This is a genomic window from Enterococcus montenegrensis (genome assembly GCF_029983095.1).
Classification (GTDB): domain Bacteria; phylum Bacillota; class Bacilli; order Lactobacillales; family Enterococcaceae; genus Enterococcus_C; species Enterococcus_C montenegrensis.
This window is the reverse complement of record NZ_CP120467.1, coordinates 1,674,649-1,692,956: the sequence shown is the minus strand read 5'-3', so window position 1 is coordinate 1,692,956 and position 18,308 is coordinate 1,674,649. Positions and strand designations below refer to the sequence as shown.

At 37.0% G+C, this 18,308-nt stretch carries 17 protein-coding genes and 1 riboswitch; of the genes, 16 read left to right on the top strand and 1 reads right to left on the bottom strand.

What is annotated here, in order from left to right:
* Positions 1-43 precede the first annotated feature (43 nt).
* From dnaG to P3T75_RS08155, 14 genes are all read left to right on the top strand, one after another.
* Positions 44-1,909: a DNA primase gene (gene dnaG, locus P3T75_RS08220; RefSeq protein WP_282461308.1), complete on the top strand. Its 1,866-nt coding sequence runs from the start codon at positions 44-46 to the stop codon at positions 1,907-1,909.
* 24 nt (positions 1,910-1,933) lie between these two features.
* Positions 1,934-3,040 carry an RNA polymerase sigma factor RpoD gene (gene rpoD, locus P3T75_RS08215; protein ID WP_206905576.1) on the top strand — a complete coding sequence of 369 codons (1,107 nt, stop codon included), beginning with the start codon at positions 1,934-1,936 and terminating at the stop codon, positions 3,038-3,040.
* 252 nt (positions 3,041-3,292) lie between these two features.
* Positions 3,293-5,215, top strand: a complete 1,923-nt coding sequence (locus P3T75_RS08210) for a cell division site-positioning protein MapZ family protein (RefSeq protein WP_282461307.1) — start codon at positions 3,293-3,295, stop codon at positions 5,213-5,215.
* Between the two features lie 156 nt (positions 5,216-5,371).
* Positions 5,372-6,019 (top strand): AzlC family ABC transporter permease, encoded by a 648-nt coding sequence (locus P3T75_RS08205; RefSeq protein WP_242595911.1) that lies wholly within the window; start codon positions 5,372-5,374, stop codon positions 6,017-6,019.
* Entirely contained in the window at positions 6,012-6,335 is a 324-nt protein-coding gene (locus P3T75_RS08200) for an AzlD domain-containing protein (RefSeq protein WP_206905777.1), read from the top strand. The genes P3T75_RS08205 and P3T75_RS08200 overlap by 8 nt, the downstream gene beginning before the upstream one ends.
* Positions 6,336-6,369: 34 nt before the next feature.
* Positions 6,370-7,239 carry a CvfB family protein gene (locus tag P3T75_RS08195; RefSeq protein WP_230708728.1) on the top strand — a complete coding sequence of 290 codons (870 nt, stop codon included), beginning with the start codon at positions 6,370-6,372 and terminating at the stop codon, positions 7,237-7,239.
* Between the two features lie 89 nt (positions 7,240-7,328).
* Positions 7,329-7,775 (top strand): ferric iron uptake transcriptional regulator, encoded by a 447-nt coding sequence (gene fur / locus P3T75_RS08190; RefSeq protein ID WP_206905589.1) that lies wholly within the window; start codon positions 7,329-7,331, stop codon positions 7,773-7,775.
* A 113-nt stretch (positions 7,776-7,888) separates the two neighbouring features.
* Positions 7,889-8,779: a site-specific tyrosine recombinase XerD gene (xerD, locus tag P3T75_RS08185; protein WP_230708726.1), complete on the top strand. Its 891-nt coding sequence runs from the start codon at positions 7,889-7,891 to the stop codon at positions 8,777-8,779.
* Between the two features lie 13 nt (positions 8,780-8,792).
* Entirely contained in the window at positions 8,793-9,548 is a 756-nt protein-coding gene (locus P3T75_RS08180) for a segregation/condensation protein A (RefSeq protein ID WP_230708724.1), read from the top strand.
* A complete protein-coding gene (gene scpB / locus P3T75_RS08175; protein WP_282461306.1) occupies positions 9,535-10,119 on the top strand; it encodes an SMC-Scp complex subunit ScpB in 585 nt (194 codons plus the stop codon). Before P3T75_RS08180 ends, scpB begins: the two co-directional genes overlap by 14 nt.
* A complete protein-coding gene (locus P3T75_RS08170; protein WP_230708997.1) occupies positions 10,119-10,838 on the top strand; it encodes a pseudouridine synthase in 720 nt (239 codons plus the stop codon). The genes scpB and P3T75_RS08170 overlap by 1 nt, the downstream gene beginning before the upstream one ends.
* A gap of 52 nt (positions 10,839-10,890) precedes the next feature.
* Positions 10,891-11,013: riboswitch (FMN riboswitch) on the top strand.
* Positions 11,014-11,142: 129 nt separating this feature from the next.
* Positions 11,143-11,748 carry an ECF transporter S component gene (locus tag P3T75_RS08165; protein ID WP_282461305.1) on the top strand — a complete coding sequence of 202 codons (606 nt, stop codon included), beginning with the start codon at positions 11,143-11,145 and terminating at the stop codon, positions 11,746-11,748.
* Between the two features lie 625 nt (positions 11,749-12,373).
* On the top strand, positions 12,374-13,876 hold the full coding sequence (locus P3T75_RS08160; protein ID WP_230708718.1) for a YfcC family protein: 1,503 nt from the start codon (positions 12,374-12,376) through the stop codon (positions 13,874-13,876).
* A 180-nt stretch (positions 13,877-14,056) separates the two neighbouring features.
* Complete coding sequence (locus tag P3T75_RS08155; protein ID WP_282461304.1) at positions 14,057-15,397, top strand: M20 family metallopeptidase; 1,341 nt, start codon at positions 14,057-14,059, stop codon at positions 15,395-15,397.
* 192 nt (positions 15,398-15,589) lie between these two features.
* On the opposite strand, the gene P3T75_RS08150 is transcribed toward P3T75_RS08155, so the two are convergent.
* Positions 15,590-15,817 (bottom strand): ferredoxin, encoded by a 228-nt coding sequence (locus P3T75_RS08150; RefSeq protein ID WP_206905609.1) that lies wholly within the window; start codon positions 15,815-15,817, stop codon positions 15,590-15,592.
* A 30-nt stretch (positions 15,818-15,847) separates the two neighbouring features.
* Between P3T75_RS08150 and P3T75_RS08145 the strand changes: the two genes are divergently transcribed.
* Together P3T75_RS08145 and P3T75_RS08140 are read left to right on the top strand one after the other, a co-directional pair.
* The gene (locus tag P3T75_RS08145) at positions 15,848-16,876 is read left to right on the top strand and encodes a helix-turn-helix domain-containing protein (protein ID WP_282461303.1); all 1,029 of its coding nucleotides are present in this window, start codon (positions 15,848-15,850) and stop codon (positions 16,874-16,876) included.
* On the top strand, positions 16,860-18,245 hold the full coding sequence (locus P3T75_RS08140; RefSeq protein WP_282461302.1) for a RecQ family ATP-dependent DNA helicase: 1,386 nt from the start codon (positions 16,860-16,862) through the stop codon (positions 18,243-18,245). Before P3T75_RS08145 ends, P3T75_RS08140 begins: the two co-directional genes overlap by 17 nt.
* The last annotated feature ends 63 nt before the right edge of the window (positions 18,246-18,308 follow it).

Genomic DNA, 18,308 nt, shown 5'->3' with positions numbered 1-18,308 from the left:
CGATAACAATTATTTAATAATTTGCAGGCTGGAGGTGAGTGAAGTGGCAAGAATACCTCAGAATGTAATTGATGAGATTCGTGAAAAAAGCAATATCGTCGAAGTCATCGGCCAATACGTTCAGCTTAAAAAAGCCGGCAAAAACTATGTAGGCTTATGTCCTTTTCACGAAGAAAAAACACCTTCTTTTTCTGTTGCTGAAGATAAGCAGATTTTCCATTGTTTTGGTTGTGGTCGTGGCGGCAATGTTTTTGGTTTTGTGGAAGAATTGGAAGGGTTAACTTTTCCAGAAGCAGTGGCTAAGGTGGCTGAGATTGAACAAATTCCTTTTGCCCCTGAGTACAAAATTGATACGCAAGCACACACGCTAAACTCGCCGCAGCAAGGGCTAATTAAGCTCCACGAAAAAGCAAAAGAAGTATATCATCATATGTTGGTAAATACTGCTGCTGGACAAGCTGCGCTAGATTATTTGTTAAACCGCGGCTTAACAGAAGAGCTGATTGCAGAATTTGAGATTGGCTTTGCTCCAAATGAAAGACAGTTTTTACGGCAAGTTTTTGCAAACGAGAAAGTTGAAACTGCACTTCTAGCACAGACAGGACTTTTTGTTGAGCGGGAAAATGGAGAATTGGCTGATCGTTTTTACCAGCGGATTATGTTCCCAATCCATGATGCAAAGGGTAAGACAATTGGTTTTTCCGGCAGAATTTTAACAACAGAAGAATTCAAAGGAGAAAATCAACCGAAATATTTGAACTCGCCGGAAACTGAATTATTCAACAAACGGCAAGTACTCTTTAACTTTGATAAAGCCAGACCAACTATTCGTAAAGAAAATACGGTGTTTTTATTTGAAGGGTTTATGGATGTTATCGCGGCATGGCAGTCTGGTGTGAAAAACGGAATTGCCAGCATGGGAACGAGTTTAACTAGTCAGCAAATCGCTGCAATTGAACGCGTTGCTGGTGAAATTGTCATTAGCTATGATGGAGATAAAGCAGGATTAGCTGCTACTGATCGTGCGATTGGCTTATTGGCTGAACACAGTAATTTGGATTTGGCAATTTTACAATTACCAGAAAAACTCGATCCAGATGAATATGTAAGAAAATATGGTAGTGCGGCGTTTTATGATTTGGCGTATCACGGGCGTGAGACGGTTTTTGGTTTTAAAATGGCCTACTTGCGCCAAAATCGCAATTTAGGTAATGAAAAGGAACAATTGGATTATGTTACGGAGCTGTTGCAAGAATTGGCAAAAGTCGATTCTTTGTTAGCACAAGATCGTTATTTAACCCAAATTGCAATGGAGTTTCATTTGAGTCGTGAAACATTGCAACAACAACTAAGTGAATTTAAACAAGCGCGTCGGCAAGCAGAAAAAAAGCCAACCCAACAAAAGGCTGACTATGAACAAGTAAGTCATGATGTGAGTGGCGACTCATCAAGCACTGTGCTGCCTCAGACACCAAAACGGACGTTAACACAGGTGGAACGTGGTGAGCAGTTGGTTTTATATCGACTTTTCAACGACAGTTCATTACTGGCACGCCTACAGCAAGCGCAATTAGTTTTTATTCACGACGAGTACCAAACAATTTATTTTATGTATGAAAACTTTATTGAGAGTTTTGGTAGTTTTTCGCTGCCGGATTTTCTCGATTATTTGACGGAGACGTCAATAAAAAATAAAGTGATTGAAATTGCCTATCTCACTGTGCCACAAGATTCTTCAGAAGAAGAAATAAAAAGCATTTTGCATTTATTCCAAAAGGCGCGCATTGCTGAAAAAATTAATCAAAAGAAATTTCTGCAGCAAGAAGCAAGTCAATTGGGCAATATGCAACAGGCATTGGAGTTGGCAGTTGAAATAATAGATTTAACAAAAAAATTGCAGCAAGCTTAACTACACAAAGGGGGCCTTCTTTTCATGGCAAAAGAACAAAACACAGAATATGATAAAGCGGTAAATGCTTTTATCAAAGAAAATAAACCCAATGGCCAAGTCGTATACGACGAGTTGTCCAATAAATTGGCCACACCTTTTTCATTAGATGCTGATGCAATGGACAAATTAATCCAAAAAGTCGAAGATGCTGGTATCAGTGTTGTTGATGAGAATGGTGAACCGTCTGTTCACAGCTTAAAGAGCAATGAAAAAAAAGCAGAAGCAGCTAAACAAGAAGATTTATCTGCCCCGACAGGCGTTAAAATCAACGATCCTGTGCGGATGTATCTAAAAGAAATTGGCCGGGTTCCGCTTTTAACAGCTGAAGAAGAGGTTGAACTAGCTTTAAAAATTGAAGAAGGCGATCAAGAAGCAAAACAACGCTTGGCAGAGGCTAATTTGCGTTTAGTTGTTTCGATTGCAAAACGATATGTTGGGCGCGGAATGCAATTTTTGGATTTAATTCAAGAGGGCAATATGGGCTTGATGAAAGCCGTTGAAAAATTTGATTATCGTAAAGGCTTCAAATTTTCAACATATGCGACGTGGTGGATTCGTCAAGCAATTACACGGGCTATCGCTGACCAAGCCCGGACGATTCGTATTCCTGTGCACATGGTTGAAACTATCAATAAATTAATTCGAATTCAGCGACAATTGCTACAAGATTTAGGTCGGGAACCAACGCCTGAAGAAATCGGAGCTGAAATGGATTTGCCAACTGAAAAAGTTCGCGAAATTTTAAAAATTGCACAAGAACCAGTTTCATTGGAAACGCCAATTGGTGAAGAAGATGATTCACATTTGGGTGATTTTATTGAAGACCAAGAAGCAACAAGTCCTGCTGAACATGCAGCTTATGAATTATTAAAAGAACAACTTGAAGATGTTTTGGATACTTTAACAGACCGAGAAGAAAATGTCTTACGTCTCCGGTTTGGTCTTGATGATGGACGTACTAGAACCCTTGAGGAAGTCGGAAAAGTCTTTGGTGTTACCAGAGAACGGATTCGCCAAATCGAGGCAAAAGCACTACGAAAATTGCGCCATCCATCTCGTTCTAAACAATTAAAAGATTTCTTAGAATAAAAAAACTGTTGCGCTATAAAAATGGCGCAACAGTTTTTTTATGCGGCTAATTTTTAGTAAACGTTTTGCACCTGTAATTTTCTTAATAAAATCCTAACTTCCTATCCTAAGCCGAAACGTTTATAATAGACTAGATAGTCTGGCAGTTTTTTAGCTGGCTAATGTGAAATCAAAGTTTTATGCAGAAAGGAAGCAAGAAAAACAGTGATTAACAAATGTCCCCACTGTGGGTTTGAACCTCTTGAGGGTAAAATGGTTTGTCCGCGTTGTGGTGAAGAAATAAAAGAAAATATTGCCGGGAAACTTGCAACGATTAAAGAAAACAATCGCGAAAATAATGATTCCGTTAAATGGTCGGATTTTAAAGATGTTTCAATTGGTTCAGTGATGGAAGAGTCTTTAAATGAAGCGACAAAAGAAGATGATTTGGCTGATGTGAATCCAATTTTAGCTGATTATATTAAAAAGCATAAAGATGACTATGAAGAAGACGAGTCGACACCAGCAGTTAAACAAACCAAAGCTGAAGATAAAGACGAGAAAATTATAGCGGGCAACGAAGAGGCTAAAGAAGAGTTATCTAACTTTCAGTCAAAGAATGAAGAAATTGACGAAAGTAAAAAGGATTCCAGAACGTACGAAAAAGACACTGCCGCCAGTGAAGAGCTAAATGAGGAACAAAGTGAAGCACCAAGTGAAGCGCTAAACGAAGAGCCAAGTGAAGAATCGCAAAAAGAAGCAAAAACAATAAGTGAAACGACGGTGTCAAAAGCGGCTTCAGTCACAAAGAAGACAACTACAGCTACAGATGAAATAAAAGTTGCCACAAGCAAAGGCGAAGAAACTGAAGCTGACCATATGCTGCCAAAATCAACTTTACCAACAAAAGAGCAAACAGATGTAGACCAGGATAAAAAAGAAGACGCCGTTTTACCATCTGAAGCAAGCAAAATACCTAAGGAAACTGAAAAAAATGAAATTGATCCTGCGGCACTTAATGATAATAACAAGCCAACAACGTCTAAAGCACCGAAAAAGAAATGGCCATATGTTCTTTTAGCCGCAGTACTTGTCTTAGGTGGAGGAGTTGGCTATTATGGTTATGATCAAAGTGTAAAAGCTACGGCGCAAAAAGAGCAACAACAAATTGAAAAACAAGAAACAGTTATCCAAAACCAACTGGCTGACTTTTATACTGATAAGCAGCAACAATTTGTTAAAGCGGATAAAACAAGTGATGAACTAACGGATTTAACCGCGCAAGTTAAAGAGTTAACACAAAAAGCTAGCAATACTGAAACGAAAGATCGCGCTCACCATTTAACCAATGAAATTGGCCGTATCAAAGAAAAAATTGCCACTGTTACACGTGTAAATAATCTGTTTGAAAGTCCGATTATAAGTGGTGACCAAGTGAAAAAAGATATCGCAATCAAAGGTGACGCAATAAATGTTGAAGTATTAACTGCAGAAGATGAATTTGCAAAAACAATCAACGGCGTGATTAGTGAAGCTAAGTCTCAGTTTAATGATTTAACAAGCGCCCAAAAAGCCGTGGCTGTTGTGTATGCAGACAATAAGGTTAAAGATAAAGCGACGCGCACACAATATCAAGCTGCCCAAAAAGCAGTAGCAAAACTGGTCGACGGCAATCAAAAACAAACTTTAGTAGCTAATTTAAAAAAAGTTGATGCGAAATTAGGCAAGGAAGAAGCAGCTGCGGCTAAGAAAAAGCAAGAGCAAGCAGAAGCAGAAGCTGCTGCTAATGCCGCCAAAAAAGCGCAGAGTACTACTAGCAGCCAAAATTCACAAGCAGGTAGTTTACCAGCAGAAGCATCACCAAATATGCGCCCCAATACAGACAATGCACCAATTATGGCCACAAATCCAAGTGCCGTAGCAGATAGTGCAAATCCTGCCTGGGTCTGGAATTCTGGTATCCAAGAAAAAGTTATTCAAACCTGTATTGATCGAGGTTATATTGTTGCTGGTGGTTATTATTTAGAACCTGTTACGATTGAAAATGGCGAAGGGTATTATAACTTGTATGCTACTAATACGCAGTCTTCTTTACTAAAAGGAATTTCGGCAAAAGCTTTACCATATTACATTGTCACAATTAATTGTAAAACAGGTTATTTCCGTGGTAACGGCAATGACCATACCATTCGATAGTAAAAAAACGAATATTATTTATTTTCTGATAATTGCTTGTCTTGCCCTCTTTTTTTCGTTATGATTAAAAGCAAACGAAAAGAAGGGGGCATTTTTGTGGAAGAAGTACAGCGTTACGAAAGCTTTTCAGATGGTGTGAAAGCTTGTGTGCCCACAATGTTAGGCTATATTGGAATTGGTTTTGCTGCAGGTGTTGTGGAAAAAGGTGTGGGACTTTCCCTTTTAGAAATTTTATTGTTATCGTTATTTGTTTATGCAGGTAGCGGTCAATTTATTATTTGTGGTTTATTAGCAATTCAAGCGCCGATTTCGACTATTATTTTAACGGTCTTTTTAGTTAATTCGCGGCATTTTTTGATGAGTTTATCTGTAACTAGCTATTTTAAACCCTACTCAATTTTAAATAATATCGGCATTGGTACACTTTTAACTGACGAATCTTATGGTGTTTTAACAACAGCGCTGCAAGAAAAACGACCGTTGACTGCAAAATGGATGCACGGACTAAATGTTGCTGCCTATTTGACTTGGACTTTAGCCAATGTGTGCGGAGGCCTTTTAGGTCAATTTATTCCTGATCCAAATCGATTTGGCTTGGATTTTGCATTAACCGCGATGTTTTTAGGATTATGTTTATTTCAAATTGAGTTACCATTAAAAAAAAGAACGAAACAAACACTACAAGTGCTTGCTAGTGTCGTTATCGCCTTAGTTTTATTTATGCGGTTTACTTCGGCTGAAATTGCAGTAATTGCGGCAACTTTGATTGGTTGTTTAGTAGGGACGGTGACTCATGATGCTTAATTTGAATATCTTGATTTTAATTTTAGGCTGTAGCATCGTCACTTGGATCCCACGAATTCTACCTTTTGCCTTTGCGCAAAAATTGAAATTTCCTCCTAGAGCGGAAATATTTTTATCGTATTTACCCCTTTGCATTTTATTTGCCCTTTTAATACAGAGTCTGCTGAACTTTAGATCAGGAAATTGGCCTACTATTAAAGGACCAGAAGTACTTGCCAGCATCCCTGCTTTAATGGTAGGTTACTATACGAAGGACTTAATGAAAATTGTGATTGTCGGCATTGTAGCGATTGCTTTAATCCGGCTAGTCATCTAGTTAGGCGCATGTGCGCAACAAGGAGAAAAAAATTATGAATGAATTATTAGCTACTATTATTAGTGGAATGGTAACAGATGAAAACGAAACGGCCTATTTTGTCCAAAAAAACGGTGTGACGTTTCGTTTACCAAAAAGTGAAGGGGAGCACCAATTAGGCGAAAGTGTCACTGGTTTTGCTTATCAAAATCAACGGCATGAAAATGCTTTAACAACCAATATTCCGAAAAGTCGTAAAGGACACTATGCCTTTGCAACGGTTATTGCCACTAGACGAGACTTAGGTGTCTTTGTAGATATTGGTTTACCAGACAAAGAAGTTGCGGTTTCTTTAGATGAATTACCAACACTAACGGAATTATGGCCTAAAAAAGGTGATCGTTTGCTTGTCGCTTTACGCGTCGATCAAAAAGACCGTATTTGGGGTACGCTGGCAGAAGAAAAAGTTTTTCGCTCTATGAGTAAAAAGGGCAAGGAAGAACAAAAAAATCAAAATATTACCGGGACCGTTTTTCGCTTGAAAATTGCTGGAACGTATCTTTTAACAGAAGATTTTTATCTTGGCTTTATTCATCCTAGCGAGCGGTACCAAGAACCACGCTTAGGAGAAATCGTCTCAGGACGCGTCATTGGAGTGAGACCAGATGGTGTATTGAATGTTTCTCTTAAACCACGGGCCTATGAGGCAATTAGTGATGATGCAGAAATGTTATTGGCGTATTTGCGTCGTGCTAAAGAAAATAAAATGCCGTATACCGACAAATCTGATCCCCAAAGCATTCAAGAGATGTTTGGGATTAGTAAAGGACAATTTAAACGGGCGATGGGACATTTGCTAAAAGCAAAATTAGTGATGCAAAAAGATGGATTTACCTATCTAATTGAGAAAACAGACCTTGTATAATTCTTGCTTTTTCCTTATAATAAGTATAATCTAGGGTTTGTAATTAAAGGCTAGTTTAGAATTATTATAAAGAAGGTTGCGGAGGATATATGGATACAACAACTACAATGAAAAAAGTGAAACAACAACTTCACGAAGCCGGATTCAAATTAACTCCGCAGCGAGAAGCAACGTTGTTAGTTTTATTAGAAAATGAAAAAGATCATCTCTCTGCTGAAGAAGTGTTCTTTTTTGTAAAACGAAAAAGTCCTGAAATTGGCTTAGCTACTGTTTATCGCACTTTAGAAATTTTAACAGAATTACACGTGGTGGATAAGGTTAGCTTTAATGATGGTGTTTCGCGCTATGATTTAAGAAAAGAAGGAGCACAACATTTTCATCATCACTTGTTGTGTATTGAATGTGGCAATATTGAGGAAATTGAAGAAGATTTATTAGGTGACGTGGAAGAAATAGTCGAAAATAAATATCATTTTGTTGTCAAAGATCATCGTTTAACTTTTCATGGATTATGTCAAAATTGTCAAAAAAAATAAAGTTATGCCAGAGTCAATTGAAGGCTTTGGCGTAGCTTATTTTTTTATCTGTTATAAATGGGTTTCATTTGGTATGATGATAAAGGTGCAATTGAAGAAGGCAAGGGAGAATTATGCAAGAACAAATTACAGATTATTTACATTATTTGACAATTGAAAGAGGTCTGTCTGAAAATACAAAGAAAAGTTATCAACGAGATCTTTTACAATACCTCTCTTTTTTAGAAAAACAAAAGATAACTGACTGGCAAGAAGTCGATCGTTTTACAGTTGTTAGTTTTTTACAGGAACTAAAAGAAGGCGGAAAATCTAGTGCAACGATTGCTCGAATGATTACGAGTTTACGACGATTTCACCAGTTTTTACGGCAAGAACGCATTACAGATCATGATCCCATGCAACATATTGATTCTCCTAAAAAACAGCAAAAATTGCCAGATACATTAAGTTTAGGCGAAGTTGAACAATTGCTTGGCACACCTGATACCAAAGAAACATTGGGCTTAAGAGATCGAGCAATTTTAGAAGTGATGTATGCAACGGGCTTACGGGTCAGTGAATTGATTAATTTAAAATTAAACGATGTCCACTTAGAAATGGGATTGTTGCAAACTTTGGGCAAAGGCGATAAGGAGCGGATTGTACCTTTGGGTGATATCGCTATAAAATGGGTGCGTCGTTATCTCGCTGATGCCAGACCTTATTTGACTCGTAAAAATCCAGCAGAATCCCATCTATTTGTGAATAATCATGGTAGTGGACTTAGTCGGCAGGGAATTTGGAAAAATTTAAAGGCGATTGTACAAAAAGCCGGTATTTATAAAACGGTAACGCCTCATACATTACGCCACAGTTTTGCTACCCATCTGCTAGAAAATGGTGCTGATTTAAGAACGGTGCAAGAACTATTAGGTCATGCCGATATTTCCACAACCCAAATTTATACCCATATTACAAAAAAACGCATGACGGATGTCTATAAGCAATATTTCCCGCGTGCATAAAAGTTGGTGAATTATGAGTGAGATTAATGTTAAACTGGATGTTTTCGAAGGTCCATTGGATTTATTGCTGCATTTGATTCAAAAATTGGAAATTGATATTTACGATATTCCCATTGCAGCAATTACAGAGCAATATATGCAATACATTCATGCCATGCAGACTTTAGAGTTAGAAGTTGCGGGGGATTATCTGGTTATGGCAGCAACCCTTATGGCAATTAAGTCCAAAATGCTTTTGCCTAAACAGGAATTTGTGGCAGAAGAAGATGCTTATGAAGAAGATCCAAGGGAAGTTTTGGTCAGCCAACTACTGGAATACCGCAAATTTAAATATGCAGCTGAAATCTTGTCAGATAAAGCCAAAGAACGCAGCGATTACTTTACCAAAGAACCTATGGATGTGGACGAGTATAAAGAGGATAGCCCACTTTTACCTGCGAATCAATTAAATACCATCGATTTGTTTTTGGCTTTTCATAATATGCTGGAAAAAAAGAAAAAGCGTCAGGTAATCGAAACGACTATTACTTCTGATGAAACCACCATTGAAGACAAGATGTCTGTTATAAAAATTGGATTGGCAAATTTAAAACCTCACGAGGGGAAAAATTTGGCTGATTTTTTACAAAACTATACAAAAAGTGAAGTTGTCACTACCTTTTTAGCGTTATTGGAACTGATGAAAAATGGAAGTGTGGCAATTGTTCAATCAGAAAACTATGGTGAAATTACCTTATATGCAACAGGAGAAAAAGATGAAGATCAGTGATTTAGAAGCGATTTTATTCGTAGTTGGAGACGAAGGAATTGGCTTAGAAGAATTAAGCTACTTATTAAATACCAAAACAGCAGAAACTTATGAAATGATTCAATTATTGCAAGGGCGCTATGACGAAGATGAAAACTCCGCATTGCATATTTTAGAAGTAGGGAATCATTTTGTTTTAACGACAAAAAAGAAATTTGCTCCGTTGCTAAAAAAATATGCGCAATCGCCTCTGTCAAATACCTTATCGCAAGCTGCGCTTGAAACGCTTGCAATTATTGCTTATAAACAGCCCCTCACTAGAATGGAAGTCGATGAGATTCGCGGCGTTCAATCTAGCGGCTCTGTTCAAAAATTAGTCGCCCGACAATTGATTGAAGAAAAAGGCCGAGTTAATGGACCAGGACGGGCAATTTTATATGGAACAACCGATTATTTCATGGACTACTTTGGTCTTAAAACATTAGGTGAATTGCCGGATATAGAAGCGATGGAAGACGAATTAACAGAAGATGTCCCGATGGATTTATTTTTTGATCGTTTCAAGGAAACAGAAAATGGAGGACAAGAATGATGGAGAGACTACAAAAAGTAATTGCCCATGCAGGCATTGCATCACGCCGTAAAGCAGAGGAATTAATCACGCAAAAAAGAGTCAAAGTTAATGGCACAACGGTAACAGAACTAGGAATTAAAGTCAGTCCCAAAGATCAAATTGAAGTAGATAACGTTCCAATTAATCAAGAAGAACCTGTTTATTTTATGTTTTATAAACCTCGTGGAGTCATATCTGCGGTTAGTGATGATAAAGGACGCAAAGTGGTAACGGACTACTTTATGGGAATTTCTGAACGAATTTATCCGGTCGGTCGTCTGGATTATGATACGTCAGGATTATTATTATTAACAAATGATGGTGCGTTTGCCCAAAAACTAACTCACCCCAAACACGAAGTCGATAAAGTTTATGTGGCTAAAGTAAAAGGCGTGCCAGAAAAACAACAATTACGGCCATTAAGTCGCGGCTTGTATTTTGAAGGTGTCAAATATGCGCCAGCACGCTATGATGTTTTATCTGCTGATACAAAGGCACAAACCTCAATTATTCAACTAACGATCCACGAAGGTCGCAATCATCAAGTTAAAAAAATGTTGCAAGCAGTAGGTCTACCTGTGCAAAAGTTGAAGCGGGAAAAATATGGCAATTTAACCTTAGAAAACTTACGCCCCGGGGAATATCGTCCTTTGCACAAAAAAGAGGTTAGCCAACTTTTAAATTTAGCCAAGAATTAATACTTGTAATTTTTCTCTTTTCTTATATAATGTAAGTGTAATTAAATACAAGGTTCGTCTTCAGGGGCAGGGTGTGATTCCCGACCGGTGGTAATAGTCCACGAACTGCATTAAGTTGCGGTTGAATCGGTGTAATTCCGATACCGACAGTATAGTCTGGATAAAGAAGATAGGGCTTATTTGAAGTAGCTTATTTCAGATAACTCTAACTCTATTTTCCCTGCATGGAAAATAGAGTTTTTTTATTGGAAAAGTTATTTCAAAAGGTTCGATTGAAGATGGGTCCTTACCTAGGAGGATTTCAATGAAGAACACAAAGGTACAAAAAATGGTGGCTGTCGCATTATTTGCGGCAATGGGAGTTATTTTACAGTATGTTGCGTTTCCACTTTTACCGGCTTTCTCTTTTATGAAAGTTGACTTTAGCGATATACCCGTAATGTTGAGCATGTTTTTATTCGGGCCGATGGCAGGGATTGCGACAGCTTTTATCCGTTCCTTATTACACCTACTTACAACCGGCTTAGAGTTGAGTAATTTAATTGGCGATGCTGCAAGCTTTTTTGCTAGTGTACTCTTTACTTTACCAATGTATTATTTCTTTAACGGGAATAAAAATGGTAATAAAAAAATTGCCAGAAAAGTTTTAGGGGTAACAAGTGGCGTTTTAGCTATGACGATTTTCATGAGTATTGCTAACTATTTTGTTATCACACCTGTCTATTTAAATGTACTAGGTCTGACAGCTGATAAAATGTTAGGCATGTCACTGGCTCAATACGTTGCAATTGGGGTTGTACCCTTTAATTTATTAAAAGGTGTGATTGTCAGTGCAACATTCTTAGTCATTTACACCAAATTGCTTCCATTTTTAGAGCAAAAACGACGTAAACAGCAACACATTGGTTAAAATTAAAAAGATGGCACAAATGTTGAGCAGACATTTGTGCCATCTTTTTTGATAAGAATTTTTTAGCAATCGGTCAATCACTATCTCAAAACGTATCCTTCAAAAATAAAAAAACTTTTAAGAAATTAACAGTGGCTAAAAAACTTCCCACAAATTTAACTTATTGCGGAAATTTGTGTGTTTTGTGCCCAAATTTTCTAGCTAACTAGGATTATTAAAATACGAAATCTTTAATTCAAAAAAACATTGCTTTTTTTTAATGAAATAAAATACAAAAAGAAGCAAAATGATAAATCGTTTTCATCTCGTTGGGTTTTTATATGCAATGAATTGTATAATAATCAAAAAGGTATTGTATAAAGAGAAATCCATCACGTTTTCAAGTAGGCATTTTTCATATTAGTAAAAAAATCTAGCGTTACAATTATTGTAGGAGTGGAACAAAGACCGTGGCAATCCGTTCTACTTACAAATTCGTACACTATAAAATGAATATGCATAATAACAAAAAGAAAAAGACGATAAAAAAACTTGTGTAATTATTTCCCAGATCGTCTTATCTTTGATAAAATAACTATGTAATCTATTTTATAGTTACAATATAGAAAAGAGAGGAAGAGAAAAAATGGAAAATACGCAAACGAAGAAAAAATTCCAGATGCCTTCAGCGTACACGGTATTATTCATTATCATTGCATTCATCGCCATTTTGACTTGGTTCATTCCAGCCGGTCATTATAAAGTGGACGATGCTGGTAACATTTTAGCAGGAACCTATGAACGGGTTGCTCAAAATCCACAAGGGTTCTACGATGTTATGATGGCACCAGTTTTAGGGATGTTAGGTTCTGATACAACAGATCCAGCTATCTCGATTTCATTTTTCATCTTAATCGTTGGGGGATTTCTTGGAATCGTTAACAAAACCGGCGCATTAGATGCAGGTATCGGCTCAATCGTAAAACGCTTTAAAGGCCGTGAAAAGAACTTAATCTTTATCTTATTACCAATTTTTGCTTTGGGCGGTTCAACTTATGGGATGGCCGAAGAAACAATTCCGTTTTATTCATTACTGATTCCAGTTATGATGGCGGTTGGTTTTGACTCTATCGTTGCTGTATCAATCGTGCTAATTGGTTCTCAAGTTGGCTGTTTAGCATCAACAGTTAACCCATTTGCCACAGGGGTTGCCTCTGATGCAGTTGGTATTTCAATGGCAGACGGTATGTTATTACGTATTATCATGTGGGTTGTCTTGGTGGGTATTTCAATTGCTTACGTTTATCGTTATGCAGCAAAAATTGAAAAAGATCCAACGCAATCAATCGTTTACAGCCAAAGAGAAGAAGACGCAAAACATTTCGATATTGAAGCAATTAACCGTCAAGAAGGCGTAACGAAAAAACAACGTAACGTAAATATCTTGTTTATCTTGACATTCTTCTTGATGATTTTGAGTTTAATTCCTTGGGAAGAATTTGGGATTAATATTTTTGCCAACTTTACTAAATGGTTATCCGGTCTTCCAGGTTTAGGCATGGTGTTAGGAAAAGATATGCTACCATTTGGTCAATGGTACTTCCCAGAAATTACAATGTTATTCTTATTGATGTCAATTATTGTTGCAATTGTTTACGGCTTTAAAGAATCAGACTTTATTTCTGAATTTTTAACAGGTGCTTCTGATTTAATCGGGGTTGCCATCGTCGTAGCTGTTGCCCGTGGTATTCAAGTTGTGATGAACAACGGGATGATCACCGATACCATCTTAAACTGGGGTGAAAAAGGACTTTCAGGTCTTTCATCTATTGTCTTTATCATCTTGACATTTATTTTCTACATTCCAATGTCATTTTTAATTCCATCAACATCTGGTCTTGCCGCAGCAACAATGGGTATTATTGGACCAATGGGCGAATTTGCTGGTGTTGGTAAAGATTTAGTTATCACAGCTTACCAATCAGCTTCAGGTTTGGTAAACTTAATTACACCAACTTCTGCTATTGTTATGGGTGCTGTTGCGATTGCCCGCATTGATATTGGTAAATGGTGGAAATACATCACCAAATTAATTGCCATTTTATTTGTGGCAATTTGTATCTTGCTTGCAATTGGGACAATACTATAAGATAGACAAATTTTCATAATTTGGCTAAGATGAAGTTAACTTTATATCTATAACTGAGTTTCTCAGTTTTAAAAAGAGAGTTTCGGTTATTCTTGAAGCTCTCTTTTTCTTATTTTTGGTAATTTGTAAAAAAGTTATGCAACTTTACTTTTTTACTTTTAAAATTTAGGAGGTAGTACAATGAAACAATTCGTTACCCAAAAGCATCACGAAGAAGCAGTCGAAGCATTAAAAAAATTAATCCAGGTTCCTTCAGTTTTAGATGAATCTGACAGTGGTGAAGGCCATCCATTCGGGAAAAACGTAGTGAAAGCTTTAGATCAAGTTTTAGAAATTTGTGATAGCATTGGTTTTCGGACGTTTAAAGATCCAGAAGGTTACTATGCCTATGCTGAAGTCGGTCAAGGAGACGATTTATTTGCGATTTTATGTCACATGGATGTAGTGCCAGCCGCCGAACAAAAAGGTTGGAATACTGACCCGTTTGATCCAGTCATTAAAGATGGTATTATCTACGGTCGCGGTTCCCAAGATGATAAAGGTCCTTCAATGGCTGCGTTATATGCTGTTAAAGCATTAATGGATGATGGTGTTGAATTTAACCAACGCATTCGTTTTATCTTTGGTTCTGATGAAGAAAACTTATGGCGTTGTATGGAAAAATATAACGAAAAAGAAGAAAGTGCAACAGCTGGAATCGCGCCAGACCACAGCTTCCCGTTAACATTTGCTGAAAAAGGTTTGCTACAAGCTTATCTTGTTGGCCCAGGAACGGATAAAATTGCTGTTAATGCTGGTGGTGCGCTAAACGTTGTACCAGATACAGCCCCTTATGAAGGTGAACACGTAAATGCAGTCAAAGCTGCTTTAGACAAATTAGGCTTCCCGTATGAAATGGAAGGGGAGACAGTTGTTGTTCAAGGTAAGAGCGTTCACGCAAAAGACGCACCAGAAGGAATTAACGCAATTACGCGTTTAGCTATGGCATTAAGTGAAGTGGTCGACTTTGCTCCTTTGAATTTCTTAGGCAAACTAGTTAAGGAAAATGCAACAGGTGAAAATGTTGTTGGTAAAACACAAGATGCGCAATCAGGTGAGTTGACAATGAACTTTGCCAGTTTAGTTATTTCGCCAAAAGAAACTAAAATTGGTGTAGATATGCGCTTACCAGTAACAGTTAAAAAAGAAGAATTAGAAGAAAAAATTGCAGCAAAAGTGAAGGAATACGATTTGACTTATCAAGAATTTGATTGGTTAGATTCTTTATATGTCCCTCAAGATTCTACTTTAGTCAAAACATTATTAGCAACTTACCGGGAAATGACAGGGGATATGACAGAGCCTGAAATTTCTGGTGGTGCAACTTTTGCCCGCACAATGAAAAATTGTGTAGCTTATGGTGCAATGTTTGAAGACACACCAGACTTTATGCACCAAGCCAATGAACAATGGGAATTAGACCAAATGTACAAAGCAATGGACATTTACGCTGAATCTATTTATCGTTTATGTGTAAAATAGTTTCACACAGCTCTAAACGAAAAAATTAACACAAATACCCAAACGCAATGATCTTATTACTGACAGTTTTATAACTGTGAGATAAGGACAATCTTGAGCGTTTGGGTATTTTATTTCGTTTTTTCTATTATTTTGTTTTTTTTCTGTTATTTCGTATGCTATTTAAAAGTAGTATTTTTAAAGTAATTTCAACTAGCGCGCTTTTTCTTTTTCAAGTAAAATTGCTCTGACAGGACATTTAGCAGCGGCTTTTTTTACTGCAGTGAGTTCTTTGGTACGTACAAACTGTTGGCTAGCTTCTGGTTCTTCTTTAAACAAAACGATACCTTCTTCATCGTAATCAAAAATATCGGGTGCATAAATTGCACAAAGACCACAGGCGATACAGCGTTCTGGGACAAGACGGCAAGTCGTCGTCATTTTTTCCACCAACTTTCAGGAGGATTTTTTATGAATCAATTTATTTTAGCCTTATTTTCAATGACTGACAAGTTAAAGACCAGTACGCTTTTTCATTTGCTAAAAGGCAAGCGAACATCAGCAATTATGAGTTATGCTTTTTTTACGAATTTATTACCTTTTTTAGGTTGCCAAGTAGATCTTTCTTTAAAAGTATTTGAAAATGCTATTGCCACGTTAGAAAATGAAGGATTGTTGGTTAAAAGTGAGGCTGCAACTTTTCGGATTACAGCCAAAGGACAAATCCAATTGAACCTTCAGTTAAGAGAAAGTTTACTTGAAGTGGATTATTTTAATTTTGGTCGCAGTGATGAAAATTGTTTTCGACTACTGGCTTACTTTATTCAACAGGTTTCAAAAGGGCAAGAAAATTTGCGCCCTTTAGAGACAAGTCCGTTATTTACACGTCCAGTTGCCCAACTCATCACACAGCAAAAAGCAAGTCCGGATATTTTATATGAAGAATTAGCGCAACTTTTTAATAAACTAACACAAGTTGCAGGCGATTTTTTAGCGCAACAATTTAGCGGGGCTACTGTTTTGGCTAAAACAGCTTATCAAATATTGCCAGACGAATATCAAAAGGAGCCCTGGAGTCAACTTTATCAGGCTAGTTGTCTGCACCCGTTATTAAAGGAAATAAAAAAAGCTCAGAAAAATGCGTTGTGTTATCAACTTTTAAAAGGTCTTTTACAACAGAATTATAACAAGAGCATGCTTTATACAAGACAACTCTTATTAGAAGAAAAATCAATTGGTGAAGTTGCACAGATTCGTGATTTAAAAGTCGGGACAATTTCTGACCATATTGTTGAATGGTCATTATACGAAGAAAGTTTTCCCTTTGAGCGCTTTATTTCAAAAGCCAGCCGGGAAAACTTAGATTTACTCGCTGCAAAAGAAGATGTATATGCCATGCGCTATAGTGCTGTAAATGAAAAATTTCCGTTGGATTTTATCGAGTTTCGTTTGTATCAAATTAAACAAAAGAGGGACGAAAATTATGATATTAGAGGATAGTCTAAAATACTATTTTGGCTTTACAACTTTTCGGCCTGGTCAAAAAGAAGTAATTACAGCACTATTAGCAAAAAAAGATGTTCTTGGCATTTTACCAACAGCAACTGGTAAAAGTTTGTGTTATCAGTTAGCCAGTTATTTAACCTCAGGGATGACAATTGTCGTGTCGCCGCTAATTGCACTAATGGAAGATCAAGTAAATCAAATACAGCCTAAATTAGGATCAGCGGTGGCTTTAAATAGTCAGTTGACAGCCGCAGAAAAAGAATTTGTCTTGCTTCATATAGCAGATTACAAGTTTTTATTTATTAGCCCTGAAATGCTATGGCAAAAAAAGGTTTTACAAGTATTAAAACGTCAAAAAATTGGCTTGTTTGTCATAGATGAGGCTCATTGTGTATCGCAATGGGGCATTGATTTTAGACCGGAGTATCGGCAATTAAATAAGGTCAAAGAATTTTTAGATAATCCCGTTACACTAGCGTTAACGGCAACGGCGACACCTTTTGTTCAAACCGATATTGCCCAACTTTTACTGGATAACGATTATCAGTTGGTAAAAAAATCAGTAGATCGAAAAAACATTCGTCTTTTTGTACAGCACACGCAAGAAAAATTGCCCGACTTAGAAAACTTATTAGAAAATATGCTCGGTCCGGGAATTATTTATTGCGCTACCAAAAAAACAGTAGAATTTCTTTATCAAAACTTAAAAGACAAATTTAATGTCGGCTTTTACCACGGTGGTTTAAATGGGAGTGAAAGAAGTCGCTTACAGTTGCAATTTCAAAGTAACCAACTTGATATCTTAATTGCGACTAATGCATTTGGAATGGGGATTGACAAAGGGGATATTCGTTTTGTTATCCATTTTGATCTACCTGACAGTATTGAAAACTATGTACAAGAAATCGGCCGCGCAGGACGGGATGGCAAGATAAGCCAGGCAATATTACTTTATCAAAAAAATGATGAAAAAATTCATCATTACTTCAAACAAATGCGCCAAGATGAACGTAGTGGTTTCCAACAATTGTTAAATGAACGCTCGGAAATAAATAGCGAACTACAAAGAAAGTGGCTTGATTTGAGTCAGAGTATAGGTTCTAACGAAGTGTTACAAGCGCTAAAAGTAAATGAGCAGGTGAAAAGTGATAAATTAGCTCAAATGCTAGCTTATATTCAAACGACTACTTGTCGCCGCGCTTTTATCTTAGATAATTTTGCTGAAAGTTTGCAACAAAAGCCGCCTGAGTGTTGTGATAATGACAATGCGGTCATAAAATATAGCCAAAGTGCACAAAAGAGAAGGACTGAAACAAAACATTGGCAGGAGATTTTCCTAAAATTATTTAAAGAAAACGATTGAAGTTATATTTTAGCGACAACAATAAAATGCCTATGGTATAATACACTGCGAAAGCTTTTCAGG

Coding starts and splice junctions, on each gene's coding strand:
- P3T75_RS08155 (WP_282461304.1), top strand. CDS start 14,057: ATGAAACAATTCGTTACCCAAAAGCATCACGAAGAAGCAGTCGAAGCA.
- P3T75_RS08165 (WP_282461305.1), top strand. CDS start 11,143: ATGAAGAACACAAAGGTACAAAAAATGGTGGCTGTCGCATTATTTGCG.
- P3T75_RS08195 (WP_230708728.1), top strand. CDS start 6,370: ATGAATGAATTATTAGCTACTATTATTAGTGGAATGGTAACAGATGAA.
- P3T75_RS08210 (WP_282461307.1), top strand. CDS start 3,293: ATGGTTTGTCCGCGTTGTGGTGAAGAAATAAAAGAAAATATTGCCGGG.
- P3T75_RS08140 (WP_282461302.1), top strand. CDS start 16,860: ATGATATTAGAGGATAGTCTAAAATACTATTTTGGCTTTACAACTTTT.
- xerD (WP_230708726.1), top strand. CDS start 7,889: ATGCAAGAACAAATTACAGATTATTTACATTATTTGACAATTGAAAGA.
- P3T75_RS08205 (WP_242595911.1), top strand. CDS start 5,372: ATGTTAGGCTATATTGGAATTGGTTTTGCTGCAGGTGTTGTGGAAAAA.
- P3T75_RS08160 (WP_230708718.1), top strand. CDS start 12,374: ATGGAAAATACGCAAACGAAGAAAAAATTCCAGATGCCTTCAGCGTAC.
- P3T75_RS08150 (WP_206905609.1), bottom strand. CDS start 15,817: ATGACGACGACTTGCCGTCTTGTCCCAGAACGCTGTATCGCCTGTGGT.
- scpB (WP_282461306.1), top strand. CDS start 9,535: ATGAAGATCAGTGATTTAGAAGCGATTTTATTCGTAGTTGGAGACGAA.
- P3T75_RS08200 (WP_206905777.1), top strand. CDS start 6,012: ATGCTTAATTTGAATATCTTGATTTTAATTTTAGGCTGTAGCATCGTC.
- P3T75_RS08170 (WP_230708997.1), top strand. CDS start 10,119: ATGGAGAGACTACAAAAAGTAATTGCCCATGCAGGCATTGCATCACGC.
- P3T75_RS08145 (WP_282461303.1), top strand. CDS start 15,848: ATGAATCAATTTATTTTAGCCTTATTTTCAATGACTGACAAGTTAAAG.
- P3T75_RS08180 (WP_230708724.1), top strand. CDS start 8,793: ATGAGTGAGATTAATGTTAAACTGGATGTTTTCGAAGGTCCATTGGAT.
- rpoD (WP_206905576.1), top strand. CDS start 1,934: ATGGCAAAAGAACAAAACACAGAATATGATAAAGCGGTAAATGCTTTT.
- fur (WP_206905589.1), top strand. CDS start 7,329: ATGGATACAACAACTACAATGAAAAAAGTGAAACAACAACTTCACGAA.